At 59.7% G+C, this 24,643-nt stretch carries 25 protein-coding genes; 9 read left to right on the top strand and 16 right to left on the bottom strand.

Annotation, left to right across the window (positions count from 1 at the left end; translation table 11 throughout):
* Nucleotides 1-4: 4 nt before the first annotated feature.
* The 3 genes from HBN98_RS23595 to galE all read right to left on the bottom strand — a co-directional run bounded on the left by HBN98_RS23595 (nt 5) and on the right by galE (nt 2,694).
* A complete protein-coding gene (locus HBN98_RS23595; RefSeq protein WP_173667101.1) occupies nt 5-1,120 on the bottom strand; it encodes a polysaccharide biosynthesis/export family protein in 1,116 nt (371 codons plus the stop codon).
* Nucleotides 1,121-1,209: 89 nt separating this feature from the next.
* Nucleotides 1,210-1,446, bottom strand: a complete 237-nt coding sequence (locus HBN98_RS23590) for a hypothetical protein (protein WP_003226528.1) — start codon at nt 1,444-1,446, stop codon at nt 1,210-1,212.
* 231 nt (nt 1,447-1,677) lie between these two features.
* Nucleotides 1,678-2,694: a UDP-glucose 4-epimerase GalE gene (gene galE, locus HBN98_RS23585; RefSeq protein WP_083368403.1), complete on the bottom strand. Its 1,017-nt coding sequence runs from the start codon at nt 2,692-2,694 to the stop codon at nt 1,678-1,680.
* Nucleotides 2,695-3,083: 389 nt separating this feature from the next.
* Between galE and galU the strand changes: the two genes are divergently transcribed.
* Complete coding sequence (gene galU, locus HBN98_RS23580; RefSeq protein WP_064588397.1) at nt 3,084-3,917, top strand: UTP--glucose-1-phosphate uridylyltransferase GalU; 834 nt, start codon at nt 3,084-3,086, stop codon at nt 3,915-3,917.
* 38 nt (nt 3,918-3,955) lie between these two features.
* Complete coding sequence (locus tag HBN98_RS23575; RefSeq protein ID WP_083368402.1) at nt 3,956-4,360, top strand: phosphohexomutase domain-containing protein; 405 nt, start codon at nt 3,956-3,958, stop codon at nt 4,358-4,360.
* An 85-nt stretch (nt 4,361-4,445) separates the two neighbouring features.
* Here the strand turns inward: HBN98_RS23575 and HBN98_RS23570 are convergent, their stop codons facing one another.
* The 8 genes from HBN98_RS23570 to HBN98_RS23535 all read right to left on the bottom strand — a co-directional run bounded on the left by HBN98_RS23570 (nt 4,446) and on the right by HBN98_RS23535 (nt 14,134).
* The gene (locus tag HBN98_RS23570; protein ID WP_083368401.1) at nt 4,446-5,585 is read right to left on the bottom strand and encodes an SGNH/GDSL hydrolase family protein; all 1,140 of its coding nucleotides are present in this window, start codon (nt 5,583-5,585) and stop codon (nt 4,446-4,448) included.
* Between the two features lie 214 nt (nt 5,586-5,799).
* Nucleotides 5,800-6,843, bottom strand: a complete 1,044-nt coding sequence (locus tag HBN98_RS23565) for an acyltransferase family protein (RefSeq protein WP_083368400.1) — start codon at nt 6,841-6,843, stop codon at nt 5,800-5,802.
* Nucleotides 6,844-6,855: 12 nt separating this feature from the next.
* On the bottom strand, nt 6,856-7,959 hold the full coding sequence (locus tag HBN98_RS23560; RefSeq protein WP_064588401.1) for a hypothetical protein: 1,104 nt from the start codon (nt 7,957-7,959) through the stop codon (nt 6,856-6,858).
* Nucleotides 7,950-9,179 (bottom strand): MATE family efflux transporter, encoded by a 1,230-nt coding sequence (locus tag HBN98_RS23555; protein WP_083368399.1) that lies wholly within the window; start codon nt 9,177-9,179, stop codon nt 7,950-7,952. Before HBN98_RS23555 ends, HBN98_RS23560 begins: the two co-directional genes overlap by 10 nt.
* The gene (locus tag HBN98_RS23550; protein WP_083368398.1) at nt 9,176-10,288 is read right to left on the bottom strand and encodes a polysaccharide pyruvyl transferase family protein; all 1,113 of its coding nucleotides are present in this window, start codon (nt 10,286-10,288) and stop codon (nt 9,176-9,178) included. Before HBN98_RS23550 ends, HBN98_RS23555 begins: the two co-directional genes overlap by 4 nt.
* 14 nt (nt 10,289-10,302) lie before the next feature.
* Nucleotides 10,303-11,385, bottom strand: a complete 1,083-nt coding sequence (locus tag HBN98_RS23545; RefSeq protein ID WP_083368397.1) for a glycosyltransferase — start codon at nt 11,383-11,385, stop codon at nt 10,303-10,305.
* A gap of 40 nt (nt 11,386-11,425) precedes the next feature.
* The gene (locus HBN98_RS23540) at nt 11,426-13,654 is read right to left on the bottom strand and encodes a polysaccharide biosynthesis tyrosine autokinase (protein WP_083368396.1); all 2,229 of its coding nucleotides are present in this window, start codon (nt 13,652-13,654) and stop codon (nt 11,426-11,428) included.
* A gap of 39 nt (nt 13,655-13,693) precedes the next feature.
* Nucleotides 13,694-14,134 carry a low molecular weight protein-tyrosine-phosphatase gene (locus tag HBN98_RS23535; RefSeq protein WP_083368395.1) on the bottom strand — a complete coding sequence of 147 codons (441 nt, stop codon included), beginning with the start codon at nt 14,132-14,134 and terminating at the stop codon, nt 13,694-13,696.
* Between the two features lie 291 nt (nt 14,135-14,425).
* On the opposite strand from HBN98_RS23535, the gene HBN98_RS23530 reads away from it, so the two are divergent.
* Nucleotides 14,426-15,376 carry a glycosyl hydrolase family 5 gene (locus HBN98_RS23530; RefSeq protein ID WP_083368394.1) on the top strand — a complete coding sequence of 317 codons (951 nt, stop codon included), beginning with the start codon at nt 14,426-14,428 and terminating at the stop codon, nt 15,374-15,376.
* 206 nt (nt 15,377-15,582) lie between these two features.
* Nucleotides 15,583-16,509 (top strand): transaldolase, encoded by a 927-nt coding sequence (tal, locus tag HBN98_RS23525; protein ID WP_083368393.1) that lies wholly within the window; start codon nt 15,583-15,585, stop codon nt 16,507-16,509.
* Between the two features lie 145 nt (nt 16,510-16,654).
* Here the strand turns inward: tal and rssC are convergent, their stop codons facing one another.
* Together rssC and rssB are read right to left on the bottom strand one after the other, a co-directional pair.
* Nucleotides 16,655-17,137 carry an anti-sigma factor antagonist RssC gene (gene rssC, locus HBN98_RS23520; protein WP_003226553.1) on the bottom strand — a complete coding sequence of 161 codons (483 nt, stop codon included), beginning with the start codon at nt 17,135-17,137 and terminating at the stop codon, nt 16,655-16,657.
* Complete coding sequence (gene rssB / locus HBN98_RS23515; protein ID WP_083368392.1) at nt 17,134-18,318, bottom strand: two-component system response regulator RssB; 1,185 nt, start codon at nt 18,316-18,318, stop codon at nt 17,134-17,136. The genes rssC and rssB overlap by 4 nt, the downstream gene beginning before the upstream one ends.
* Nucleotides 18,319-18,592: 274 nt before the next feature.
* On the opposite strand from rssB, the gene HBN98_RS23510 reads away from it, so the two are divergent.
* Nucleotides 18,593-18,892, top strand: a complete 300-nt coding sequence (locus HBN98_RS23510) for a PilZ domain-containing protein (protein WP_064588412.1) — start codon at nt 18,593-18,595, stop codon at nt 18,890-18,892.
* 53 nt (nt 18,893-18,945) lie between these two features.
* Here the strand turns inward: HBN98_RS23510 and HBN98_RS23505 are convergent, their stop codons facing one another.
* A complete protein-coding gene (locus HBN98_RS23505) occupies nt 18,946-19,635 on the bottom strand; it encodes an MlaA family lipoprotein (protein WP_064588413.1) in 690 nt (229 codons plus the stop codon).
* Between the two features lie 199 nt (nt 19,636-19,834).
* On the opposite strand from HBN98_RS23505, the gene HBN98_RS23500 reads away from it, so the two are divergent.
* Nucleotides 19,835-20,455: an HAD superfamily inactivated hydrolase PcrP gene (locus HBN98_RS23500; RefSeq protein ID WP_064588414.1), complete on the top strand. Its 621-nt coding sequence runs from the start codon at nt 19,835-19,837 to the stop codon at nt 20,453-20,455.
* A 109-nt stretch (nt 20,456-20,564) separates the two neighbouring features.
* A complete protein-coding gene (locus HBN98_RS23495; RefSeq protein ID WP_083368391.1) occupies nt 20,565-20,828 on the top strand; it encodes a DUF4404 family protein in 264 nt (87 codons plus the stop codon).
* A 194-nt stretch (nt 20,829-21,022) separates the two neighbouring features.
* Here the strand turns inward: HBN98_RS23495 and queF are convergent, their stop codons facing one another.
* Both queF and copI read right to left on the bottom strand, forming a co-directional pair.
* Nucleotides 21,023-21,853, bottom strand: coding sequence for an NADPH-dependent 7-cyano-7-deazaguanine reductase QueF (gene queF / locus HBN98_RS23490; RefSeq protein ID WP_083368390.1), 831 nt, complete (start codon nt 21,851-21,853; stop codon nt 21,023-21,025).
* A gap of 61 nt (nt 21,854-21,914) precedes the next feature.
* Entirely contained in the window at nt 21,915-22,448 is a 534-nt protein-coding gene (copI, locus tag HBN98_RS23485) for a copper-resistant cuproprotein CopI (protein WP_083368389.1), read from the bottom strand.
* Between the two features lie 164 nt (nt 22,449-22,612).
* Between copI and HBN98_RS23480 the strand changes: the two genes are divergently transcribed.
* Both HBN98_RS23480 and HBN98_RS23475 read left to right on the top strand, forming a co-directional pair.
* Entirely contained in the window at nt 22,613-23,293 is a 681-nt protein-coding gene (locus HBN98_RS23480; RefSeq protein WP_064588418.1) for a heavy metal response regulator transcription factor, read from the top strand.
* Nucleotides 23,293-24,642: a heavy metal sensor histidine kinase gene (locus HBN98_RS23475; protein WP_083368388.1), complete on the top strand. Its 1,350-nt coding sequence runs from the start codon at nt 23,293-23,295 to the stop codon at nt 24,640-24,642. The genes HBN98_RS23480 and HBN98_RS23475 overlap by 1 nt, the downstream gene beginning before the upstream one ends.
* Nucleotide 24,643: the final 1 nt, after the last annotated feature.

Below are 24,643 nucleotides of genomic sequence, written 5' to 3'. Positions count from 1 at the left end.
GGCCTTATTTGCTGTTGTTACTGAATTCGCTCCAGTTCTTCGCAGCGGAAGCCCCGGTCCCGACAATCGATGCCGACGGCACCAGTTGGCTGATGAAGCGGTTCCAGCGCGTCACGTTGGCCGGGCCGACATACACCACATCCTGCGGGCGTACCTGAAAGTGCGAAGCAAGTGCCATGGCGGTCGGCGACTGGGCTTCCAGCTGGTAGATCTTCGCTGGCTCGACATCGAGGTTTTCCACCCCGCGAATCACGTACACCGCGTTGCCGTTGGAGGTGGTCTGGCTCAAGCCGCCGACCGAACCGAGCACATCCGACAGGTTCATGGTCGCGGTCTTGAAACTCAGCGCACGGGGCTGATTGACCTCACCCATGACGTAGATGCGCTTGTTGTCGTTGTAGGGCAGATACAGCTGGTCGCCACCCTTGAGGTAGACATGCTGCAGCTCGGAATCCTGCTGGTTGAGCGAATCGAGATTGAGCGGATACACCCGGCCATTGCGGGTCAGCAGCAGGCCGGACAAGTCGGCATTATTGGTGTCGATGCCGGCCGAGCCGAGGGCTTCGACCACGCTCAGCGGGTTGGTGGAAATCGGCTGCGGACCGGCCTTGGCCACGGCCCCCGAGACCACCACTTTCTGACTGGCAAAACGCAGCACCGCGACGTCCACCTGCGGCTCGGCGATGAACGCCGACAGGCGCGTTTCGATGTCCGAGCGCAGTTGCTGGATGGTTTTGCCGGCCGCCTGCACTTCCTTGATGAACGGGTAGTACAGCGTGCCATCGGAGCGCACCAGACGACCGTTGGCGTCGATCTGCTGTTGTGCCCCCGATGGCGCGGTCAGCTCCGGGTGATCCCAGACCGTGATGTACAAGACATCGTTGCTGCCGATGCGATATTCGGCAGGCGTGGCCAACAATTCCGCCGGCACCGTTTCACGCTTTTGCGTGGCGCGCGTCATCGAGATCAGCTTGGGCGTGATCGGGATCAGCTCGACCCGACTGCTTTCACTGGCGCCCTGGCGCGTGATGTCACCGGTGCTCAGGTACTGGCCGGGGGAAAACATGCAACCTTGCAAAGCGATACTTGCCAACAGCAAAAGAGAAAAACTACGAGTCATAATGGCACTACGCTATTCAAGGCAAATCTAAAAATAAAGTCACCCGACTTGCGTCGGGCGACCCTGTACTGCACTAACAAATGTTCCTGTTAGTTGTGCGTGCCGGTGGTGCCGGTAGTACCGGTGGTGCCCGTGGTACCGCCGTTGGCACTTCCGCCGCTGTTGGACGCCGCAACTGCACTGGCAACCATTGCCGTACTGGCAGCAGGCGCTGTAGAAGCCGCGACACTGCCAGATACATTGGTCACCGCAGTAAGCGGCGCTTCAGCGGCGGACGCCCAGTTGCTCAACATCGTCAACAGGGCAATCGCCATCACTTTTTTCATATCAACTCCTTTCTAACATTCGGCCTGTTAAAAACCGGCCTGTGTTAGCGGTGGTAGCGTTCAAGTCCGCAAAAACCGCGAACAAGATCCGTCGTTCTTTCACAGTCTTACCCAACTGATAAAAGTCGAACGGCAGGTTTATATCTACGGACTTGCAAAAGGCATTTCCAGCGTATTTTCCCGACGATATCTAACAGCTGACCGAAACTAACATTCAGTATTAGAACGACATCATTCGAGATAACCGCGCGGATGGTTCGATTGCCAGCGCCAAGTATCAGTGACCATGTCCTGCAAATTGCGCGTGGCTTTCCAACCCAGTTCTTTCGCCGCTTTCGAGGCGTCGGCCCAGCTCTCGGCAATGTCGCCGCTACGACGCGGCATGACCCGGTACGGCACCGCGCGCCCGCAGGCTTGTTCGAAGGCCTGCAACACTTGCATCACGCTGTAACCGTCGCCGGTGCCGAGGTTCCAGGTGTGGATGCCCGGGCGTCCAGCAATCGCCTGCAACGCCTTGAGGTGACCGTCCGCGAGGTCGACGACGTGGATGTAATCGCGCACGCCGGTGCCGTCGATCGTCGGGTAGTCATCACCGAAGATCGACAGCTCCTGCAAGCTGCCGACCGCCACCTGGCTGATATAAGGCAGCAGGTTGTTGGGAATGCCGTTGGGGTCTTCGCCCATGTGCCCGCTGTGATGCGCGCCGATCGGGTTGAAGTAGCGCAGCAAGGCAATGCTCCAGCGCGGCTCGGCCTGGCTCAGGTCGCGCAGCACGTTCTCGACGATCAGCTTGGATTGGCCATAAGGGTTGGTCGGAATGCCCGTGGGGAAATCCTCGCGGATCGGCATCTGCTCAGGCTCGCCATACACCGTGGCCGACGAGCTGAACACCAGGCGGAACACCCCGGCCGCAGCCATCGCCTGGCACAGCGTGATGCTGCCGCCGACGTTATTCTCGTAATAATCCAGCGGTTTGCGCACGCTCTCGCCGACGGCTTTAAGCCCGGCAAAATGCAGCACGGCGTCGATGGCGTGCTCGCGGAAAATCCGGTCCAGCAAGGCGCGGTCGCAGACATCGCCGCGAATCATCAGCGCGCTTTTGCCGCAAATACCTTCTATCGCGTGCAGGGCCGCATCGCTGCTGTTGCAAAGATTATCCAGTACAACAACTTCATAACCTGCTTCAAGCAGCGCAAGTGTGGTGTGCGAGCCGATATAGCCGGCGCCACCCGTTACCAGAATCTTCATAGCGCGGTCCGTCATTGGATAAGTAACCAGTAGCGTGTCAAGTCCCTTTTATTGATTCTGTGGCGCACCACACAAACAAGGACGACAACAGCCTCAAACAAAATTAGTTCAACCACTGGCAATAAATATTTATGCAGGTCAAACTGTATTGCCTGGTACTTATTAGCACTCCAAGTACACACATCACTATCAACAGATACCGACTAAAAATAACTAATAACGCTGTTACCGACATCTCATAACATTGTCATGTTTTACCGCGCTTGCTAATTGCCATTAACTACTCGACTCAGGTATTAAAGCAGTCCTTCAATATTCATTGAAACTTGCACACCTGCGTGAGTGCGCGCACCCGTTGGCTGTGTTCCATGACTGTTCAGGATACTTTTATGATTCGTAAATGTTTGTTCCCCGCCGCCGGTTACGGCACGCGTTTCTTGCCGGCCACCAAAGCCATGCCGAAAGAAATGCTGCCGATCGTCAACAAGCCGTTGATCGAATACGCCGTCGAAGAAGCACGGGACGCCGGCCTGCAACACATGGCCATCGTCACCGGTCGGGGCAAGCGTGCGCTGGAAGACCACTTCGACATCAGCTACGAACTCGAACACCAGATCCGCGGCACCGAGAAAGAGAAATTCCTCGCCGGCACCCGCGAATTGATCGACACCTGCACCTTCTCCTACACCCGCCAGGTGGAAATGAAAGGCCTGGGTCACGCGATTCTCAGCGGCCGTCCGCTGATCGGCGACGAACCCTTCGCCGTGGTGCTGGCCGATGACCTGTGCCTGAACCTGGAAGGTGACGGCGTGCTCTCGCAGATGATTCAGCTGTACAAGAAATTCCGCTGCTCGATCGTTGCCATCCAGGAAGTCCCGGCCGACCAGACCCACAAGTACGGGGTGATTGCCGGCGAGTTGATCTCCGACGGCATCTACCGGGTCAATCACATGGTGGAAAAACCGGCGCCGCAAGACGCGCCATCGAACCTGGCGATCATCGGCCGCTACATCCTCACCCCGGACATTTTCGACCTGATCGCCGACACCCAGCCGGGCAAGGGCGGCGAGATCCAGATCACCGACGCGCTGATGAAACAGGCGCAGAACGGCTGCGTGCTGGCCTACAAGTTCAAGGGCCTGCGCTTCGACTGCGGCGATGCCGAGGGTTACTTGCAGGCGACCAATTTCTGCTACGACAACGTGTACCTCAAGGGCCGCTGAGACGGTCCCTCGCCCACTTCTCTATTCAGGAGACCAGCATGAACATGGCACAACATTCAGCGGACATTGAACGGGAGGTGGGCAACCTCGGAGCGGTGAGTCGGCTGTCACGCCATCAGCCGTTGCCCAGCGCCAACGAGGCGTGGCTGGGCAGCATTCTGCTGGTGGAGCGCATCGGCATGTTTCCTTCGTCCGGCGACATTCGCCGGACGCTGGCGGATCCCTATCCCCTGCTCGCCCACCTGAAACAACGCTATGCCGAGCAGGCGCTGGAAATGGACGACCGTGATGGCCTGAAAGTGATCTTCAGCGACTGGCGCTTCCGCGTGCGCCTGTGCTGCAACGAGCCGGCGATCATCATCAACGTCGAGACGCGGTGTGCGACGCAGTTGATGCCACAAAAGCTCAAAGAGCTACTGAGCCAGATCGAACAATTCGAATAGCACACTGGCCCCTGTAGGAGCTGCGGCACGCTGCGATCTTTTGATTTTAAGAGCAAGATCAAAAGATCGCAGCCTTCGGCAGCTCCTACAGGGGGTTGGTGGTGTCGCAACTGTCCGCGTTGATGCCACTGACAATCCAGCGATAAAAATAATCAGCAATCACCTTGCCGCCCGTGGCCGGCTTTGGATGAATCTGGTCCGGGCCGATCATCGCCGCCGCATAGCGTTTGACGTCCGGGCCAAAGGCGCATTGCAGGTTGGCGTAACCCAGATGCTGTTCATGCGCCCACGGCTGCAGCACCTGCGCATACGCCGACATCGGATAGGCACTGGAGCGCGTGGTGTCCTGACGCATGATCAGGTTGATACTCGCCGCCGGTTGAATCTCGCGGATCATCGCCACCAGGCCCTGAACGTTGTGCAGATACTGTTCGGGTTTGACGCCGAAGCCCTGGTCATTGCCGCCGAGCATGATCAGATAAACGTCGGCGGGGATCTTCGACACCGCCGCTTTCCACTGCACCCGCCATGGCCGATCCTGGTGATAGAAGTCCGCCGATGCCGCGCCCGATGCCGCCAGTTTCGATACGCGCACGCCGTTCTGATCGTTGCTCATCCACAGGCCAAACAGCGTCGGCGCGCCCTTCAGCACTTCCAGTTTGAACGACCAGTCTGCTACTGAAGAGAGACCTGCCAGCGGCACTTCCTGAACGCCCGAACCTTCGAGTTTCAACGGTTTCCAGTCTTGCGAGGGCGTCCAGCGGTAGCGCAGTTCACTGGCTTCGCCGTTGCCCAGATAGAGCAATTTCGCCTGGGTCACGGCAGTGTTGATCGCCGGCGTCGGATGGGCGTCGATCTGCAGCCACGCACCGGGTTTGCCGGTCACCGTGCGACTATCGGGGCTGGCCTGACCGAGGCCGGACACCTGCCAGCCGCCGCCGAAATATTGGTCGCTGCTGCGGGTGTATTTGAAATGCGTACCGCCCAGCGCTGCGCCATGGTTGAAGCCGACATAACCGGGACCGGCAAAACCCACCTCCCCGGCCACACGCTGCACCAGTTTGTTCAGGTAGAAATCCTGCCCGGCACTGTAGCTGTCGCCGATCACCGAGACCGACAGCACCTTCCCGGCCTTGCCTTCACGCCACTGCGCAAAACGCTCGCGGGCATCGCCCACCTCAACCACCGACGCTGCCACGGGTTGCGCGTCATCCACTGCCAACATGCGTTGTTTCCTTCATTCTGGATTGAGGGGACTGGAGTACGAACCAAATCCATTGTAGGAGTGAGCCTGCTCGCGATGTCGTTGGTTCAGACGGTGCAACTTTGACTGACATACCGCTATCGCGAGCAGGCTCACTCCTACAGAAATTGCGGTCATCTGCTGAATCTGTGTTCAGCACCGAACCCTGTGGGAGCGAGCCTGCTCGCGAAGCTTTTCAGCTACTGGCCGGTACCACCGGAACAATGTTCGCCGCCGGTTTCTTCTTCGCCGCACGCTCGCCCAAAAACAGCACCGAAGTGACATTGAAGCGACTGAAAATCATCGACAGCACCACCGGCCCCAACAGGCCGAACATCACCCCGCTGAGCACCAGAATGCTTTCGTCTTTGACCCCCAGTCGTCCCATGACAAAGCGCGACGTCGCGGCGAACAGCACATGGAACAGAAAGATCGCGTAAGAGTAGCCGCCCAGCCAGGTCAGCCACTTCGAGCGCATGTCACTCGACAGCAACGCGATGCAGGACACACACCCCACGGTCAACCCGATCAGGCTGCGGCGATCGACAATCAACTCGCGATCAATCGCCGCCACGTACAGCAGCGTCAGCGAAATCAACACAAACAGCAGCGGCCCGATCACCTTGAAGCGTTGCTTCAACACCTCGACATTTTCCTGGCCGATCATCCCCACCACGAAAAACGGCAGCAGGTAAATCGCGCCATTGATGCCGAACGCATCGAGCTTGAACGGTGGCAGCAGAAACACCGCCGCCGCGAACGCGAACAGCAAGTACAAGCGCGTCATCGAGCGCAGCATCCCGCGCCATTCCAGCAGGCCGACGAACATGAAAATGATGAACACCGCCTGCAAGAACCAGAAGTGATTGACCGGCACCCAGAACGCCAACAGCGCATCGATCACGCCGACGTCCTTGTTCACCCCCGGCCCTACCGCCTGCAACACCGAAAACGGCACGCCGACGCAAAACAGCGGCACAATCAGCCGCCGCACCTTGCCGCTGAAGAACGCGGGAAAGTCATTGCCACGGATTTTGTAGATCGAATAGATGTAGCCGGAAATGAAGGTGAACAGCGGCATGCGCACGTACACCATGGAGTCGGCGATGACCCGGAACGGCGAGCCGAGATCGATTTTCAGCCCCCCGCCCAGCGGGCCGATAACGTGATAGAGCACCAGCAGCAGGCACGCCAGGCCGCGCAGGGTTTCGATCTCCAGGGACTTTTTCTTGCTCGACATACAGCACCCGCCTCAATTCAGAACTCTTGATTCAACCCGCACCGGTTTGTTCGCGCGCAACATCAGGCCCAGGCCGACAAACAGCACCGGCACCACCATGGAAAAGTGCCGGGCGAAGGAGCCGAAGTCCGGTTCGAACAAGCCCTGAACCAGCAGAAACGCCAGCGGAATCGCGATCAGTTCCTTGGGTTTGGTTTCGATCGGCGCGCCTTTGTAATCGGTGGAGGTGATGACTTTGAACAACAGCAGCGCGGTCATGATCATCAGCGCAACGAAGATCACCTGCCCCGGCCCCGACAACAGAATCAGCTCCACCGGGAACGACAGCCGGAAGAAGATGATCATCGAGTCCAGCGCCTGCGAGACAAAGTCACTGCCACTGAGCCACGAGACGATCAGCGACTTGGAGCCCTCCTCGCCCGCCGTGCGCAACTCGTTATTGCTCGCGCGGATCGACGACACCGGGAAGCCCAGCGCCACCTGGATCGCCATGGCCACTGCCAGGTAAAACAGGAACAGCATCAGGAAGAAGGTGAAGCGCGAGACGTACTTTTTCATCATGCAGACGCCGACCCAGGACAGCGAAAACAGAATCCAGTAAGGCCGGATCAGCACGCCATAGATCACCGCCGACAGGAAAAACCCGCCACGGTATTTGCGTGTCAGCGAGCTGAGCAAAATGCTCAACACCGCCACCGACACGATGATTTCCTTGGTCAGGTTTTCCAGAAAGAACGAACGCACCACACCCCACAGGCACAGGGTGCCGAAGATCGCCAGCGGCATGCGCCGGAACACCACCACCGGAATCGCCGTGAGGAAGAAATTGCAGAACATTCCGTAGGCCCAGGCGTTGGTCAGGTTGATCCCGGTGGGCCGCAGCAGGAACGCCGAACACTCGTAGGAGGAACGGTCCGGCGAGAACGGGTTCCAGAAATTGCAGTTGTCGGCGCGCGCATAGGACGACCACAACGTCATCGCATCCGGGCCTGGCGCGCGCGGGATCAACAGCGGCATCGCCACCGACAGAAACAGCCCGGTGAACAGAATCAGGAACGACAGCGACGAATCGAGTTTGCGCCCGCGAAACTCGATGCACGGCAACTTCAACCCCATGCCAGCGCCCCTTTGACACGGGTCGCCCGGGTCAACAGCGCAATCACAGCGAGCTGCACGACGATCGCAAAGACATTGCCCCACGCCGCGCCATAAATCGAATAGTGCTTGATCAGCACATAGCTGACCGGCACCGACACCGCCAGGCAGATCGCCGCGCTGGCGAATGACACTCGACTGTTTTTCGAGGCAATCAGACCGCCCCAGACGATGTCGCCGATGGCCCGCAGGGCAAAGGAAAAAATCAGCACGCCGAGGATCGCGTTATCCGGACGCGGCACGCTGCTGGCGACGTAATCGAGCACCACGTTGAAGAACAGGAAAATCAGCACCGCCACCGCCGCCGACACCAGCAGCGAACGCATCACCCATTTGTTGACGAACAAGTGCCGGACGGTGAACGCCTGCTGATCCGCCTGAAACCGCTTGGCCAGCACCGGAATGCCGACCACCGCCACCACCGCGTAGGACAGCGCCTGCAGAGTGTTCGCCGCCGACCACGCGTACACGTATTTACCGAGGCTGGCGTAGGGTTCGAGGTCGGCAATCAGGAAGCGCTCGGCGTACTGACTCAGCGCGATCAACCCCGTGCCGAAATAGAACGGCAACCCGGCTTTCCACACGGTCGCGGTGGTCAGTGCTTCGCTGATCCGGCCCTTGTGCACGTTCACCACGATCAGGTAACCGGCGATGATCACCAACACGTTGGCGGCCACCCACAGCCACAGCACGCTGGCGATGCCGGACACCCAGTCGAGCATCATCCCGCCCACTGCCAGCAGCGCCCACAAACCGGTCTTGATGAAAAACAGCAACGCGCCCGCCGTGGCTTTCTGCGCGGAAAACACGAAGGAGTTGATCTCGAACGACAAGTGTTCGGTGAGCAGCACCAGCGTCACGCAGAGAATCAGCGCGGTGCTCGCCTCGACCTGCTGGAACAGCGAGTAAACCCCCACCGTCACCAGCGACAGCAGCAGCCCCACCGCCAGGTACAGCAGCAGGACTTTGTCGACCACCCGCCGCGAGCTGCCGCCAACACTGATCAGCCGGTTGATCTCGGAACTGAAACCGACGCTGTAAAACTTCGAAGCGATCAGCGAAGCCGCGACCACCACCCCGTAAAACCCCAACGCTTCGTAGCCCAGGTAATGGGTGATGGCCAACACCAGGAGAAACTTCGCGCCTAACGCTCCGCCGCGCAGCAGCAGGCGAAATATCATCGAACGATCCCTTTGATGATCTCGTCCATCGCCACGGTTTTTGCCTCGATTTCGCGGCAGGTGTCGGTCAGGCGCTTGCCGAAATTCGACAGTGCGTTCGGCGCGTAAACGGTGTCGATGATGGTGTCGACATTGATGTCGCCACCGTTGATCACCCAGTCTTCCACGCCCATGTCCTGATAGGCGCCAAAGCCCTTGCGCTCATAGCTGATGTGGTACGCCGGGACACCGGACAGCAGCGATTCGATGGCGCCGTGCAGGCGCACCGAGATCACCAGGTCCGGCTGATAATGGGCAATCGTCGCCTTCAACGACAGCAGCTCTTCGGTGATGCCCAGTTCGCGATAGAACGCCCCGTCATCGTTGCCACGCACGGCACTCTGCACCGCGCACACCACTTTGCTTTTGTTCTTCAGGCGCTGCAGCAGCAGCTTCAGGTTGGCGACGTAGGCGACTTTCTTGTCCTTGCTCCACTCCGGCGGCTTGCGCAGCACCACGCACACGGTGGCCGGCGATGCCGCGCAGCGGGTGAACTTGGGTTGTTGAAGGATCTTGCTGGCCAGCGACTGCACCGCCAGGTCCGGCGCGCGGTAGACGTTTGCGCAGGCATCGAACATCGCCGAAGAACGGTTATCGCGCACAAACACCGCGTCGGCACTGGCGTAGTGCTCGACGATCTTGCGGCTCTCGCCATGAAACGGCCCGATGCTTTGCGGCAGATACACCGACGGCACCTTGCTGAGAATCGCCGTCTCCAGTTGCTTGGCGTGACCGAGTTTCAGCTTGATGTGTTCGAAGGCACTTTTCGAGCGCATGTAGCCGCCACCGACGCCGACGATCAGATCGGTTTTTTTCAACAGATCGGCCAGCCCCGCATACGACTGGTTGAGGAACACCGCCTGCTTGAACCGCCCCAGGCCCTTGGCCGCCATCACCGGCGCGTCGAAACGCGGGTGCGGCAAGTAGGCGAAAGACTGCGGGTCGGACGCCACGACGTTGATCGAGGTGTCTTCGCCAAAGTTGCGCTGCACCAGCGCAATGGCCAGATCGACGAGCAGACCGTCACCGGAGTTGGACGCACTGTAGCCATGCAAAATCGTTACGTTCATAAGCTGAGTTCTACTTAATAGGTGGGGGCGCAATACACGTCGTAGGTCTGGCGAATCATCCGTGCGGCGCTGAAGCGTTCGCGCACGATGTTCCGGCCTTCGCTGCCGAGGTCGAGCAACCGTGGCTTCTGGATTCGCGCCAGCACATCGGCCAGCGCCTGGTGGTCACCGGTGGGGAACACGTAGCCGGACACTTCATGGGTGACCAGTTCGGGCAGCGACGTGCAATTGCTGGCAATCACTGGCAAGCCCATGGCCATGCCTTCGAGCGGCACCATGGCGAAGCCCTCCCAGCGACTGGGGACGATCAAGGCGTCGGCCTGTTGATACAGCGCGTGCACTTCGGCCGGCGTAACCCACGGCAGATACTCGACGGCGTCCATCTCCGGGCACTCGACCGTGTCCTCATTGACCGCGCTGCCGACCACCGTCAGCTTCAGGTCGCTGCGCTGCACTTTGGCGAAGGCCTTGAGCAATACGTCGAAGCCTTTCTGGTAATCGAGACGGCCGACGAACAGCAGATGAATCGGCTCGGGCCCCTTGGCCTTCGGCACTTCGTCACGCTGATGGATGCCGTTGTAGATCAGCTTCATGCGCTTGCGCTGAATGCCGAACCGCGCGGCCCTATCCATCTCGTAACGGCTGACGCAGATGATCACGTCGGTGACCCGCTGCAGGACCCGCTCGATCCACGCATAGAGCTTTTGCTTGGTCGGCGAGCTTTCCATCAGGAACGAAAACGCATGCGGGCAGTAGACGATTTTCGGCTTGCGCCACGGCCGCAGCAGCACGCAGACCACCCGGCCGATGACCCCGGAAAAAGTGCTGTGCAAATGCACCACATCGGGTTTTTCCTTGAGCATCACCCGGGTCAACTGCCAGGCAAACCGCAGCAGTGAGCGCACATCGCGGCCGCTGCGTTCGAACGTGCGAATCTGTCGTTCATCGATACCGTGCAGCTCTTTTTTCTGGTCGAGCGGCACCAGATAGACCAACTCATAATTCGAGTCGTGGTCGTCGGGAGAAGCCGAGATGGTGCGGATCACGGTGGCGACCCCACCTTTTATCGTTTCAGCCACGTGCAGTATTTTTTTCACAACCCACCCACTTTCATGCCTGTTGGAACGCCCCTGAACCTCAGGATTTGTCCGACGCGTATTCGTAGTTGTAATAGCCGTAGCTGCCATTGCCGTAATAGCTGGCGGCGCGCTTCTCGACGCCGTTGAACACCGCGCCCTTGAGCTCGATGCCGTTCTGGGCGAAGCGGCGAATGGTCATTTCAATCTCTTTGGCCGGGTTCACCGCAAAACGGGTGACAATCAGGCTGATGCCGGCTTCACGCCCGACAATCGCCGCATCGGTCACCGCCAGCAGCGGCGGCGTATCGATGATCACCACGTCGTAGCGCTGACTGAGTTCGGCGAGCAGATCGCGGAAGTTGGCGTGCATCAACAGCTCGGAAGGATTAGGCGGCACCTGCCCTCGGCTGATGAAGTGCAGGTTGTCGATTTCCACCGTGTTGACCGCCTGCTCGATGCTGCAGCGCTTGACCAGCAGGTCCGACAGACCATTGGCGATCGGCACGTTGAGCGTCTTGTGCAGGTGGCCCTTGCGCATGTCGGCATCGATCAGCAACACGCGCTGGCCGCTTTGCGCCATGACCGCCGCGAGGTTGGAGGAGACGAACGTCTTGCCGACCTGCGGGCTGGGGCCGGAGATCATGATCCGGTTGTTGGTCGAGTCCAGCGCGGCGAAATGCAGGCAGGTGCGAAGGCTGCGAATCGACTCGATGGACAGGTCGGTCGGATTGCGCAGGGCCAGCAGATAGGCCGGCGTCTCTGCGCTGATTTTGGCCCTCCCCTTTTTGGTGTCCTCTTCGCGCTGCAAGGCGCTGTAGGGAATCGAGGCGTACACCGGCAGGCCGAGCTGTTCAATGGCTTCCGGCCCTTCCAGGCCTCGGCTCAGGGACTTGCGCAGCAGCACCAGCGCCACGCCGAGAAAGGCGCCGAGGAAGGTGGCGATCAGCACGATCAGGGCTTTTTTCGGTTTGACCGGGCTGGTCAGGTCGACATCCGCCGGGTCGATCAAGCGCACGTTGCCCACCGCACCGGCGCGGACAATGTCCAGCTCCTGGGACTTGTTCAGCAACTGCGTGTAGATCTGCGAAGCCACTTCCACATCGCGGGTCAGGTTGAGCAGCTCTTGTTGGGTGGCCGGCAGATCGCCGACCTTGCCTTCCAGCGCCTTCTGTTGCTGGGTCAATTCGCCAATCTGCGACATCAGCGCGCGATACGCCGGATGCTGCTTGGTGAATTTGCGATCGAGTTCCGCCTGCTGCATTTTCAGCTCGGAAATCCGTGTTTCGAGGGCGACGGACTGGCCGAGCACCGACTGGGTTTCCAGGGAGATATTCACGGTCTTGCCGTGGGTTTGGTAGGCGTTGAGCGCGTCGCTGGCCTTGGCCAGATCACGCTTGACCTGCGGCAACTGGCTCTGCAGGAACGCCAGGCTTTGCGCCGCTTCCGCCGAGGTGCGGCGTACGTTCTGATCCACATACAAAGCAGCGATCTTGTTGAGGATCTTCACCGCTTCGGCAGCGTCGGCGCTGGCCAGCGCCAGACGGATAATCCCTGATTCCTTGCCTTGCTCGGAAATATCCAGCGCATCCTGGTAACCCTGGATGGTCACGATCCGCGGATTGCGCACCACTTCAAATCGGGTGCCGGGGTTGGCTTGCAGGCGCTCGATCAAACCCTCGACGCCGTCCTGCGAAAAGGCTTCGCCGGCGACGCCCTCGACCAGCAGATTGTCGTTGTCATCGAGCAACTGGAAGCGCTGTTGCTCGCCTGCCACCAGGGTGAGTTTCTTGCCCAACAATTCCTTGGGCAGGTTGAGCCGGGTGAACTCCAGACGCTCGCCGCCCCAGGCGTAGCTGTTGAAACCAAAACGCGGCGGCGCCACGCTGAAATCACTTTCGCCGCGATAACGCCGGGCGAGAAAACCGCCAATCACCGGGAACGTGTTGGGGGTGACGTCGATGTCCAGGCGCAGGTCGTCAACGGTTTTGCCGATCACCGCGCGGGACTTGATGATGCCGATCTCGGTCACCGACGGCGATTGGCCGCCGAGCATGCTGCTGAGGTCGGAAAAGCCGAGCATGTCGTTCTTTTTCGGTTCGACCTGCACCAGCGCGTTCGCCAGGTACACCGGCGTCGCCAATACCGCATAGGCCACGCCGGCGGCCATGAAGGCACCGGTGAATGCACCGATCAGCCACTTCTGGTCGATCAAACTGCCAAATATGCCGAGAAGATCAATACTGTCTTGATCGTTATCGCGCTTGGCGATTACTGACGGTAACTGCATAAGTCTGTTCTTACCATTCACTGATCTGAAGAATATTCATCAATGTCCGAGGCGCTGCGCCCACGAGCTAACAGCATCTTCAATCAATGCATGGGCATGAATAAAAGCGGCCTTACCTTGACGATACGGATCCTGTATTTCGCGTTCGCTCTGCCACTTGCCCAGAAGAAACACTTTGCCTCTGGCGTGCGCGGCAATCTTCAGCACCTGATTCACGTGTTGTTTTTCCATGACCAGAATCAGGTCCGACTCATTGACGAGATCGGCGGTCAATTGCCGCGCGGCGAAACCCTCGGCGCTGTGACCGCGATCTTCAAGCACCTGGCGCGCCGACGCTTCTATGCCTTCGCCCACCCGCGCCGCGAGGCCTGCGGAGGTCACCGAGATGGTTGAGGGGGTCAGCGCGTTGCGCAGCAGAAGTTCTGCTGTCGGACTTCGGCAAATATTGCCAACGCACACGACAAGGATCTTTCTGAACAAGGTTTACTTTCCTGTGTAATATCAAACTGCCAACATCTAGAGCGGATCTTAATGAACCCACTAGATCATCCTGCACTCAGAAATAGATTCGCCCTGTTAACACCAGCGTATTAAGTACCACAGCACTAAAAGTCGCCCAAACAGAATTACCGGACCAAAAATAACTGTGATTTTCAGGCTTTGTTTTCCTGACAAAAAATAACATTGGCGCACTTAGTGCCATTGTTAGTTTCGAATCAGTTATCTCGAGATACTTTTTCGCCGTTGTCACTTCTCACCCGGAGAACCGACATGAAATCAGCCCATCTCAAAAGCCTGAGCGCCCTGACCCTGTTCCTGCTCGCGGCAACCAGCCAGAGTCAGGCCAATGAACTGTTTCCGGCATTGCCGGCCAATAAAACCATCGGTGTTCAGGTCAAAGTCCAGACCTTCTCCGCTGCCGACGCCGAGCATGTCAAAGCCACCGGCTTCAGTTTCGTGCGCTTTGGCGTTTGGACGGACAGCCTGGCCAGCGCCGCCTACCAGAAGCAGATCAGCGACGCCTTCGCCGTGGCCCGTGCCGCCGGCCTGCCGGTGCTGATGACCCTGCGCGCGACCAAGCCGCTACCGGCCAATGACCTGCCGAACGCGGGCGTCGCGTATGCCAATGCGCTGACCAGCCTGGCAGCGACCTACGGCTCGCGACTGGTGGCGATCGAGTTGTGGAATGAGCCGGACCTGGAAACCTACTGGCCGACCGGGAATTTCGACACGACGTTCGTGCCGTTCATGAGCGCCGCGTGCAAGACGTTGCAGGACAAGCCCCAAACCATCCCGGTGATCGGCTTTGGCTTCGCCCGGCCACCCACCGCCGGCTCGGCGTCCACGGTGGCGCTCAACCGAATCGTCAGCGAATACCCCAAATGCCTCAGCGCGATCTCCTACCATCCCTATGGCATGACCGGCACGCAGATCAGCAATGCCCAGGCGTTCATCCAGCAGAATTTCCATCTGCCGGGGGTGATCAGCGAATGGGGCATCTCGGCACTCGCCTCCAACGGCGGGACCGAGGGCCAGGCCAGTAAAATCAGCGCGTTCGTCGCCGATATCAAAACCCGCAACATTGCGCTGACCTCGATCTACGAATGGAAAAACAGCGACACAGGCAGCAATGACCGCGAGAAGAATTTCGGCCTGCTGACCTCCGACGGCCAGCCGAAACCGGCGCAAACGGCGGTGAGGACTCAGTTGAGCCAGCAATAACTCCAATAATCAGCTTAAGGGGCGTTGGCCGTCAGTTGCTTTGAACCTGCGGCCGATTTTGGCATCGTATTCATCGATACCGCGCCCCGCCCATCAAGCAACCATTCTCAGGTTGTTGCCAGCGGGGCCTCCGATACGCCCGGATACCCTTGAGTGACTGTCAGCGCTCGGGTAATGTCGTCAAACCCACAGGACAGAGCACATACATGACTTCCAAACTGGAACAACTCAAACAGATGACCACCGTGGTTGCCGACACCGGCGACTTCGAAGCGATCGCCCGGGTCAAGCCGGTCGACGCCACTACCAACCCTTCCCTGCTGCTTAAAGCCGCAGCCATTCCGGCCTACGCCGAACTGCTGAACGCCTGCGTCAGCGACTGCAAGGGCGACGTGGGCCTGGCCAGCGACCGCTTCGGCGTCGCGGTCGGCCAGGAAATCCTCAAAGTGATCCCGGGCCGTATCTCCACCGAAGTGGATGCGCGCCTGTCGTTCGACCAGGACGCCGTGCTCAAGCGTGCACACCGCCTGATCGAGCTGTACGACAAGGCCGGCGTCGGCCGTGACCGCGTGCTGATCAAGATCGCTTCGACCTGGGAAGGCATCCGCGCTGCCGAGACTCTCGAGAAAGAAGGCATCCAGACCAACCTGACCCTGCTGTTCTCCTTCGCTCAGGCCGCCGCTTGCGCTGACGCCGGGGTGTTCCTGATCTCGCCTTTCGTGGGCCGCATCTACGACTGGTACAAGAAGGCCAACGGCAACGACTACATTGGCGCCGATGATCCGGGTGTACAGTCGGTCACCCGCATCTACAACTACTACAAGGCCAATGACTACAAGACCGTGGTCATGGGCGCCAGCTTCCGCAACCTGAGCCAGATCGAGCAACTGGCCGGCTGCGACCGCCTGACCATCAGCCCGGACCTGATCGACAAGCTGGCAGCAGACACTGGCAAACTGGAGCGCAAACTCGCCCCGGGCCACGCCGGCGAAGCGCGCCTGAGCCTGAACGAAGCGCAGTTCCGCTGGTTGTCCAACGAAGATGCGATGGCCACCGAGAAACTGGCCGAGGGCATCCGTCAGTTTGCCCGTGACCAGGAAAAGCTCGAGGCGCTGCTGCAGGCCAAGCTGTGATCTGAGTCGCAGGAATGCAAAAAGGGCGAACCCGGTTGGGTTCGCCCTTTTTTGTGCTGCTCGGTAACAGCCAAGTGTGGCAGGTGATGAATTGAATCAGATGATCAGCTGTGGCAAGGGAGCTTGCTCCCTTGCCACAGGGCCATCAATGCCTTTCGAGGGCATTCACCAGGTCGTGGAAGGCTTCACGATTCGAGTCATTCAGCCCCATGAGGATCTTGTGCGCTTCCAGCACCTTGATCCGCACCACTTCTTCGGACTGGTCCTGATCCGGCAGGTCGTCCAGGCACTCCGGGCACGGCACCGGGTGGTTGACGATATTGAACACCTGCTCAAAGCCCATCGACTGCAGCAGACGCGTGATGTCTTCGTGGGTGGTGACGACGGTCGGCAGCAGGCCGACCTTTTGCCGCGACAGGATCGACAGCTTGGCCAGTAGGCCCAACGTGGTGCTGTCGATGCTACGGGTTTCGGTCAAATCGATCACGATCGCGTTGAAATTCAACGCGGTGAAGATTTTCTCAATAGTCGCATCCAACGCCGAACACAGGGTCAGGCGAACTTCACCGACGAACTTCAGGACGAAGGTGCCGTCCTGCTCGGCGAACTGGATTCTACCGGTACTCATTGAAGGTTCCTGCTCAACACCAACAGGGCGATATCATCCGGCATCTCCCCTAGCGTGGCCAATCCAAACACTTGCCGCAGACCATCCAGGCTGCCGCCCGCCGACTTCACCCGTTGGGGCAAAGCGGCTTCTTTTTCCTTGAGCGTAGGTTCTGGCAACAGATCCAGAATGCCGTCGGACATCAGCGTCAGGCTGAATGTCGGAGGCAGCTCAAGCACGTGATCTTCGTAGGTGGCCTCGTTGAAAAGGCCCACCGGCAAACCGCGGCCTTCGAGGTAACGAACACTGTCAGGCGTGTACAACACAGGCAACGGCAGATGGCCGCCGATGCTATAGGTCAACAAACCGGTCTCCTCGTCGATGACTCCACCGACCATTGTGACGTGTTTGCCCAGCTTACAACTGATCAGCCCCCGGTTGATATGACCAAGAACTTCCGAAGGCTTGAATTCCGGCAAGGTGCCGTTGCGCTTGGACTCGAACAGCAAGCGCGTGGTCATGAACTTCAGCAACACGGTGACGAACGCGGAAGACGCGCCATGGCCCGATACGTCGGCCAGGTAGAACGCCACACGGCGCTCGTCGACCCGGAAATAGTCGACAAAATCACCCGACAGGTACAGCGACGGGATGATCTGGTGAGCAAACTGGAACTCGTCCACGCGCCACGGGCTTTCCGGCAGCATGTTCATCTGCACCTGGCGACCGGCGTTCTGGTCTTCCTGGAGCAGGTTCAGGCTGGCTTCGAGCTCGCGGTTGGCCTTCTCCAGCTTCTCGCGGTAGCGCTGGTTCTCCAGCAGCAGACGCGCACGATCCAGCGCACGGCGCACGGAGTGCTCGAGCACGGCCAGGTCTTCGAGAGGCTTGATCAGGTAGTCCGCCGCACCCAGGCGCAGCGCCTCGACCGCGTCGTTCATCACGCCGGCACCCGAAACGACGATCATCGGCGTTTGCGGTGAGCGTTCGGTGACCTGACGGATGAGTTCGAGACCGCCCATCTGCGGCATGCGCAGATCGCAGATGACCAAGTCGGGCTTGTCTTGCTCGAATACCTGAAGACCCTGTTGGCCGTTGCTGGCCTGCAGGACGCTGAAACCACTGTCTTCCAAATAGGCCGCGAGGCTCGCGCGCACTACTTCGTCATCATCGATTATCAGCAGCGTGGCACTGGTTTTTGGCATGTGGGCAAACGGCGCCAGAATTAGGTTGGCGTAGCAGGCGGGGCATTGGCCCGGCTCAGACTACTGGATTCGCTTTCTAGCCTCTCTGCTGCACCGCTTTCGAGCATTGGCCCGGAACGCGACTGCACCAGAGGTGCCCTTCTAAGGCGCAGACGGTACTCCCATCCGCGGGGCGTTTCAAGCATGCGCCGATGGTCGCTTGACGACTTTACTTGTCAAATCACCGAGAGTTATAAGAACAGCTCAAACCGTAACCCAATGGAAGGTCGAAGCCATGAGTCAAACCGGTCGGGACTACAGCGAAAAGCGCGATTTCATCCGTATGCGAGTCGATGCCGATGTCGTGTTGATTCATGAAGGGGACGAGGTGTCGGGCGTGTGCATCGACCTCTCCAGCAGTGGCATGCAGGTCGAAGCGCCACGTCAGTTCGCGGTGGGTGACCGGTTGAGCGTGCGCATCGATTCCGAGCATGCAGCGCTGAGCGGACTGGAAGCCGAGACTGAAGTGGTCTGGGTCAAGGCCCAGGACAACGAAAGCCAGAAACTCGGCCTGACCATTCTGAAGATGAAATAAGCGCACACAAAAAAGGCGGCCTCAAGGGCCGCCTTCTTCATTGCGGGTCGACATTAAAAATCGTCTACGACCTTACCGTCCTTGACCTTGAACTCGCGGTTCTGCAGGTAGGCGTTGCGGATGAAGGTGTACTTGTCGCCGCTGATCAGCTTCTCGCTCGACAACAGGCTGGCGCGGGTGTCGACGATGTTCAGGCCGAACGTCGAGTTACGCACCGGGATATCGTTGATGTAGCGGTACGGGCCCGTGTAGCTGTCGACATACTTCGACGGCGCATCACGCAGGGTGCTTGGGCCGAGCAACGGCAGCATCACGTACGGGCCGCTGCCGACGCCCCAGTAGCCGAGGGTCTGACCGAAGTCTTCGTCGCTGCGATTAAGGCCCATTTTGGTGCCGACGTCGAAGAAACCCAGCAGACCGAAGGTGGTGTTGAAGATGATCCGCGCGGTGTCGACACCGGCTGCCGCAGGTTTGGCCTGCAGAATGTTGTTCGCCAGGTTGGTAACGTCACCAACGTTGCGGAACATATTGTGGATGCCGTCTTCGAGGAACTGCGGCGTCACGTATTCATAGCCCTGGGCCAGCGGCTTGAGCGCGTAGGTGTCGACGAAGTCGTTGAACTGGAAGATCGGGCGGTTGACGCTTTCCCAAGGGTCTTCTTCCGTCGCGGCGTTAGCGGCGAACGAAACCAGCAAAACGCCGGCACATACACATAGCTGAGCGAGAGGATTGCTCCAGCGCATAGAAAAGCTCCTTGGATTTTTACTGGCGCGGGCACCGTCGGCCCAGGCGTTAAGAGCGCTAGTATAAGCGCAAAAGCCATTTTGGGCAGTCTACCCGTGAAGAGTCGTGCAGGACGTTTCCCGGCGCCCCTTTTCACACGCCTGTCATCCAACTGTCACCGGCGTCCCCTAGCCTCATGACTATTTCAGGGACGTTGCCATGACCCACGCTGAAGCCTTGCCTGTCACCGCACCCGGGCTGACCGCCGTGCTGTTCGGACTCAGTGGTTGTCTGGTGGATTTCGGCGCCCGTGCCCCTCAACACGCCAACGTGCTGCCCGAGCACACCGACGCCACCCCCGGCGCCCTCGACAGCTTGCACAGGCTGCAGCGCCAGCAGATTCCGTGCGCCTGGATCGACGAGCTGCCCCCTGCCCTTGCGCAACCGCTGGCGGCCGTGCTGCCGGCGTGGATCAAACCGACGCAATATTCAGCAACAATCAATCCATGGCCCGCACCCAATGCCTGCTGGCAAGCGCTGATGGCCTTGAACGTCAGCCGTCTGGACGGCTGCGTGCTGGTCAGCGGTGAGCCGCGCCTGCTGCAATCGGGCCTCAATGCCGGGCTGTGGACCATTGGTCTGGCGTCCTGCGGCTCGCTGTGCGGGCTGTCGCCGAGCGAGTGGCAAGCCCTGAGTCAGAAGGAACGCGAACAACGACGCGGCAAGGCCACCATGCAGTTGTTCGGGCTGGGCGTGCACTCGGTGATCGATCATCTGGGCGAACTCGACACCTGCCTGGCCGACATCAGCCTGCGCCGTCTCAAAGGCGAAAAGCCCTGACCGGGATCATGCAGGTTGCAGCAGAGTGGATTAATCTAAAGGTCAGCCATAGACCTTTGGCGCGCGGCTGCGGTCAATGCCAGTGCCTCTTGATAAAAGGAACCACACCATGCCCGCCCAAGAACTGCAAAAACAACTCGACACCCTGCGCGAGCAACTGGAGCAGAATCCGCCGCTGTCCGAAGCCGAGCGTGAAGATCTGCATGCGCTGATGGCGCAGATCGAATCGGAAATCAAACTGGAGAGCGCCACGCAGGACGCCAGCATCGCCGATGGCGTGAACCTGGCGGTTGATCGCTTCGAACTCGAACACCCGGCCATTGCCGGTACCCTGCGCAATATCGTCAATGCGCTGGGCAGCATGGGCATCTGACCGCCCTGCGCTGAAATGCAAAAAGCCCTGCCATCACTGGCAGGGCTTTTTCATGGCCGCGATTTGAAACGCAGTCCCTTTGTAGGAGTGAGCCTGCTCGCGAAAGCGTCGTGTCAGTCGACATCACTCTTGAATGACACAGTGCATTCGCGAGCAGGCTCGCTCCCACATTGGATATCGCACATTGTGGATTTTTATTGGCGCACCAGCCGGTGGTTAGGCAGTTGTACGCTTTCGGTGCTGCGATACGGATTGATATCCAGCCCGCCACGACGCACGTAACGTGCAAATACGGTCAGCTTTTCTGGCTTCAGCAGACGCTGCAGATCAAGGAAAATCCGCTCCACACACTGCTCATGGAAGTCCGAATGCTGGCGGAAGCTGACGATGTATTCCAGCAGGCTGGCGTGATCCAGTGCCGCGCCGCGATATTCCACCACCACGCTGCCCCAGTCCGGCTGACTGGTCACCGGGCAGTTGGATTTGAGCAGATGACTGTGCACGCTTTCTTCGACAATCTTCGAGTCATCGCAGCGCAGCAGTTCCGGACGCGGATGCTCATAGTTGCTGACGCTGATGTCCAGGTCGTCAATGCACACGCCCGGCAAAGCCACGACGCCTTCGGCTTCGACGTCCTTCAGGCTGCGCACCCGCACGCCGACCGGTTTGCCGGCAGCGGCAGACAAATCCTTGACCAGCGTCGCTTCCAGGCTGGCGACGTCGGCAAACGGCGTCTGGTTCAGCGAGTTCAGGTACAGCTTGAACGACTTGGATTCGATGATGTTCGGCGAATCGGCCGGAATGCTGAATTCACCGATCGCCACCACCGGCTTGCCCGACGGCAGCAGCCACGACAACTCGAAGCAGTTCCAGAAATCCACACCTTTATACGGCAGGGAATCGGCGGTCAGTCCCAGTTCAGCCCACTTCGCGGTGCGCGGGATCGGGAACAACAGGGACGGCGTGTACGTGGCGATGTATTCGCTGGACTTGCCCAGCGGCGAATGTTCGGCTGCGGGATGCATGGCGGAAACCTGACTGAAGAATCAGCGGATTCTATCAGCCTTTGCTCGCGCCTTTGAGTGCTTACTGACTGACAGTCAATTTGCCGACCATGCCCGCCTGGTAATGCCCGGGAATATTGCAGGCAAATTCGAGGCTGGTGGCCTTGCTGAAGGTCCAGGTCAGCTCGGCGGTTTTGCCCGGCTCGACCAGCACGCTGTTCGGATCGTCGTGCTTCATGCCGTGGCCCATGGCCGTGTGATCCATACCCGCCATGTCGTGGGACATTTCTTTCATGCCGGTAGGCGTGAGCATGCCGCTTTGCTGCATCTGCAACATTTCCTGCTGGTGTCTGGCATGCATCGCCGCGTCACCGAGGTTGAATTCGTGCAGCAACTGACCTTTATTCACCAATACAAAGCGCACGGTCTCACCGGCCTTGACCTGAATCGCCTTAGGGTCGAACGACATGTCGTTCAGCACCACCTCGATGCTGCGGGTGGCCTTGGCCGCCGGCGCCGGCTGGCCGAAATCATACGTGTGCGCGGGCGCGGCCCAGGCAGGTGAACTCAGTGCCAGCAAACAGGCGGCGACGGCCAGAGGGTTGCGCAAAAACATAGTCATACTCCAACAAGACAGGGTTCAGCCTGTGGGAAACTCTAGCCCGCCCGCGCTGGCAGCGACCTGACAGACAGATTACAACTTTGTCAGGTTGGCGCCTGTCGCCAGCGCTCACGGTATAACGCTTTCGTTTCCCCAACCTGGATCAACCCGAGCCGCCCATGAAACTGCTGATCGTCGAAGACCAACCGAAAACCGGCCACTACCTGCGCCAGGGCCTGACCGAGGCCGGTTTCAACACCGAGCTGGTGGCCGACGGTAACAGCGGTCAGCAACTGGCCCTGAGCGGTGATTATGCGCTGCTGATCCTCGATGTGATGTTGCCAGGGCGCAGTGGCTGGCAGATCCTGCACGCGGTGCGCAGCGCCGGCCTCGACACGCCCGTGCTGTTTCTGACCGCCAAGGATGCCGTGGAAGACCGGGTGCACGGCCTCGAACTCGGCGCCGACGACTATCTGGTCAAACCGTTCGCCTTCTCCGAACTGCTGGCCCGGGTGCGCAGCCTGCTGCGCCGGGGCAGCGCGATGCCACAGGAAACCAGCCTGCAACTGGCCGACCTGCGCCTGGACCTGATTCGCCGCCGGGTCGAACGCAGCGGCCAGCGCATCGACCTGACCGCCAAGGAATTCGCCCTGCTGGAGATGCTTCTGCGCCGTCAGGGTGAAGTGTTGCCGAAATCGCTGATTGCCTCGCAGGTCTGGGACATGAACTTCGACAGCGACACCAACGTGATCGAAGTGGCGATCCGCCGTTTGCGCCTGAAGATCGACGATGACTTCCCCAACAAACTGATCCACACCGTGCGCGGCATGGGTTACGTGCTTGAAGAGCGTCCGGCCTGATGCGTCGTCTGTCCCTGAGTTCTCGTCTGGCCTTGCTGTTTGCCGCTTGCACCGCCGTGGTCTCGCTGTTTGCCGGGGTGTTGTTCAATCGCGCCAGCGAGGCGCACTTCATCGAACTCGACCAGCAACAACTGGACGGCCAACTGATCGGCCTGCGTCGCGCCCTGCAGGATGTTCAACCCGGTCAACGTGAGGCGCGGCTGGCCGATGAACTGAGCCGCCAGGCCGATCTGGCACTGCGCATCACGGGCAGTGACGGCCAACGCGAGTACGACAGTTCGACGCAGATCCCCGAGGTTTTGCCGACCCAATCCGGCCTGACGACCGTGAGCCACGAAGGCATTGAATATCGCGTGCTCAACGCCCCGCTCTACCCGGACAAACCCGATTCGCCGCAACTGACGCTGTTGCTGGACATCACTCACCACCAGCACTTCCTGCAGCGTATGCAGCATCTGATCTGGCTGACTGTAGGGCTGTCGGCGCTGGCCACTGCGCTGCTCGGTGCCTGGGCCGCGCGCAGCGGTTTGCGTCCGTTGCGACGCATGAGTGCGGTCGCCCGTGGGATTTCTGCGCATTCGCTGAATGCCCGACTGCCGGAAGCGCAAATGCCGCCAGAGCTTGCGGAAATGGCCCACAGCTTCAACGCCATGCTCGGACGCCTCGACGACTCGTTTCAGCGGCTATCCGCGTTCTCCGCCGACATTGCCCATGAACTGCGCACGCCGCTGTCGAACCTGCTGACCCACACCCAGGTCACCCTCACCCGCCCGCGCCCGATCGAGGACTATCGCGAGGCCCTGCACAGCAACCTCGAAGAGCTGCAATGGATGGCGCAACTGGTCAACGACATGCTGTACCTGGCCAAGGCGGACCATGGTTTGCTGATGCCCAGGCGTGAAGCGCTGGAACTGGCGGATGAAAGCGATGTGCTGCTGGAGTTTTTCGCACCGCTGGCCGAGGACGCCGGGGTGACGCTGAGTCGCGAAGGCCATTCGCGCATTGAGGGCGACCGCAGCATGTTGCGTCGGGCCTTGTCGAATCTTCTGGATAACGCGCTGCGCTTTACCCCGGCGGCGGGCAGCGTGCGGCTGTCCATCGTCGATCAACCGCAGGCTGTGCAGGTGTCGATCGAAAACACTGGGGATGGGATTTCAGCGGAGCTGTTGCCGAGGTTGTTCGACCGGTTTTATCGGGCCGATCCGGCGCGCCAGGAAGGCAGCAGTGAGCATGCGGGGCTGGGGTTGGCGATTACTCAGTCGATCGTCCGGGCCCATGGTGGGGAGATTCGTTGCGAATCAAAGGCCGGATGGACGCGGTTTGTGATTGAGTTGCCCAAGGGGGAATGAG

This window comes from Pseudomonas koreensis (assembly GCF_012986595.1).
Lineage (GTDB): Bacteria > Pseudomonadota > Gammaproteobacteria > Pseudomonadales > Pseudomonadaceae > Aquipseudomonas > Aquipseudomonas koreensis.
Note: the sequence above shows the minus strand (reverse complement) of the source record. Positions and strands in the feature narration are given on the sequence as shown.

Coding starts and splice junctions, on each gene's coding strand:
- HBN98_RS23595 (WP_173667101.1), bottom strand. CDS start 1,120: ATGACTCGTAGTTTTTCTCTTTTGCTGTTGGCAAGTATCGCTTTGCAA.
- HBN98_RS23590 (WP_003226528.1), bottom strand. CDS start 1,446: ATGAAAAAAGTGATGGCGATTGCCCTGTTGACGATGTTGAGCAACTGG.
- galE (WP_083368403.1), bottom strand. CDS start 2,694: ATGAAGATTCTGGTAACGGGTGGCGCCGGCTATATCGGCTCGCACACC.
- galU (WP_064588397.1), top strand. CDS start 3,084: ATGATTCGTAAATGTTTGTTCCCCGCCGCCGGTTACGGCACGCGTTTC.
- HBN98_RS23575 (WP_083368402.1), top strand. CDS start 3,956: ATGAACATGGCACAACATTCAGCGGACATTGAACGGGAGGTGGGCAAC.
- HBN98_RS23570 (WP_083368401.1), bottom strand. CDS start 5,585: ATGTTGGCAGTGGATGACGCGCAACCCGTGGCAGCGTCGGTGGTTGAG.
- HBN98_RS23565 (WP_083368400.1), bottom strand. CDS start 6,843: ATGTCGAGCAAGAAAAAGTCCCTGGAGATCGAAACCCTGCGCGGCCTG.
- HBN98_RS23560 (WP_064588401.1), bottom strand. CDS start 7,959: ATGGGGTTGAAGTTGCCGTGCATCGAGTTTCGCGGGCGCAAACTCGAT.
- HBN98_RS23555 (WP_083368399.1), bottom strand. CDS start 9,179: ATGATATTTCGCCTGCTGCTGCGCGGCGGAGCGTTAGGCGCGAAGTTT.
- HBN98_RS23550 (WP_083368398.1), bottom strand. CDS start 10,288: ATGAACGTAACGATTTTGCATGGCTACAGTGCGTCCAACTCCGGTGAC.
- HBN98_RS23540 (WP_083368396.1), bottom strand. CDS start 13,654: ATGCAGTTACCGTCAGTAATCGCCAAGCGCGATAACGATCAAGACAGT.
- HBN98_RS23530 (WP_083368394.1), top strand. CDS start 14,426: ATGAAATCAGCCCATCTCAAAAGCCTGAGCGCCCTGACCCTGTTCCTG.
- tal (WP_083368393.1), top strand. CDS start 15,583: ATGACTTCCAAACTGGAACAACTCAAACAGATGACCACCGTGGTTGCC.
- rssC (WP_003226553.1), bottom strand. CDS start 17,137: ATGAGTACCGGTAGAATCCAGTTCGCCGAGCAGGACGGCACCTTCGTC.
- rssB (WP_083368392.1), bottom strand. CDS start 18,318: ATGCCAAAAACCAGTGCCACGCTGCTGATAATCGATGATGACGAAGTA.
- HBN98_RS23510 (WP_064588412.1), top strand. CDS start 18,593: ATGAGTCAAACCGGTCGGGACTACAGCGAAAAGCGCGATTTCATCCGT.
- HBN98_RS23505 (WP_064588413.1), bottom strand. CDS start 19,635: ATGCGCTGGAGCAATCCTCTCGCTCAGCTATGTGTATGTGCCGGCGTT.
- HBN98_RS23500 (WP_064588414.1), top strand. CDS start 19,835: ATGACCCACGCTGAAGCCTTGCCTGTCACCGCACCCGGGCTGACCGCC.
- HBN98_RS23495 (WP_083368391.1), top strand. CDS start 20,565: ATGCCCGCCCAAGAACTGCAAAAACAACTCGACACCCTGCGCGAGCAA.
- queF (WP_083368390.1), bottom strand. CDS start 21,853: ATGCATCCCGCAGCCGAACATTCGCCGCTGGGCAAGTCCAGCGAATAC.
- copI (WP_083368389.1), bottom strand. CDS start 22,448: ATGTTTTTGCGCAACCCTCTGGCCGTCGCCGCCTGTTTGCTGGCACTG.
- HBN98_RS23480 (WP_064588418.1), top strand. CDS start 22,613: ATGAAACTGCTGATCGTCGAAGACCAACCGAAAACCGGCCACTACCTG.
- HBN98_RS23475 (WP_083368388.1), top strand. CDS start 23,293: ATGCGTCGTCTGTCCCTGAGTTCTCGTCTGGCCTTGCTGTTTGCCGCT.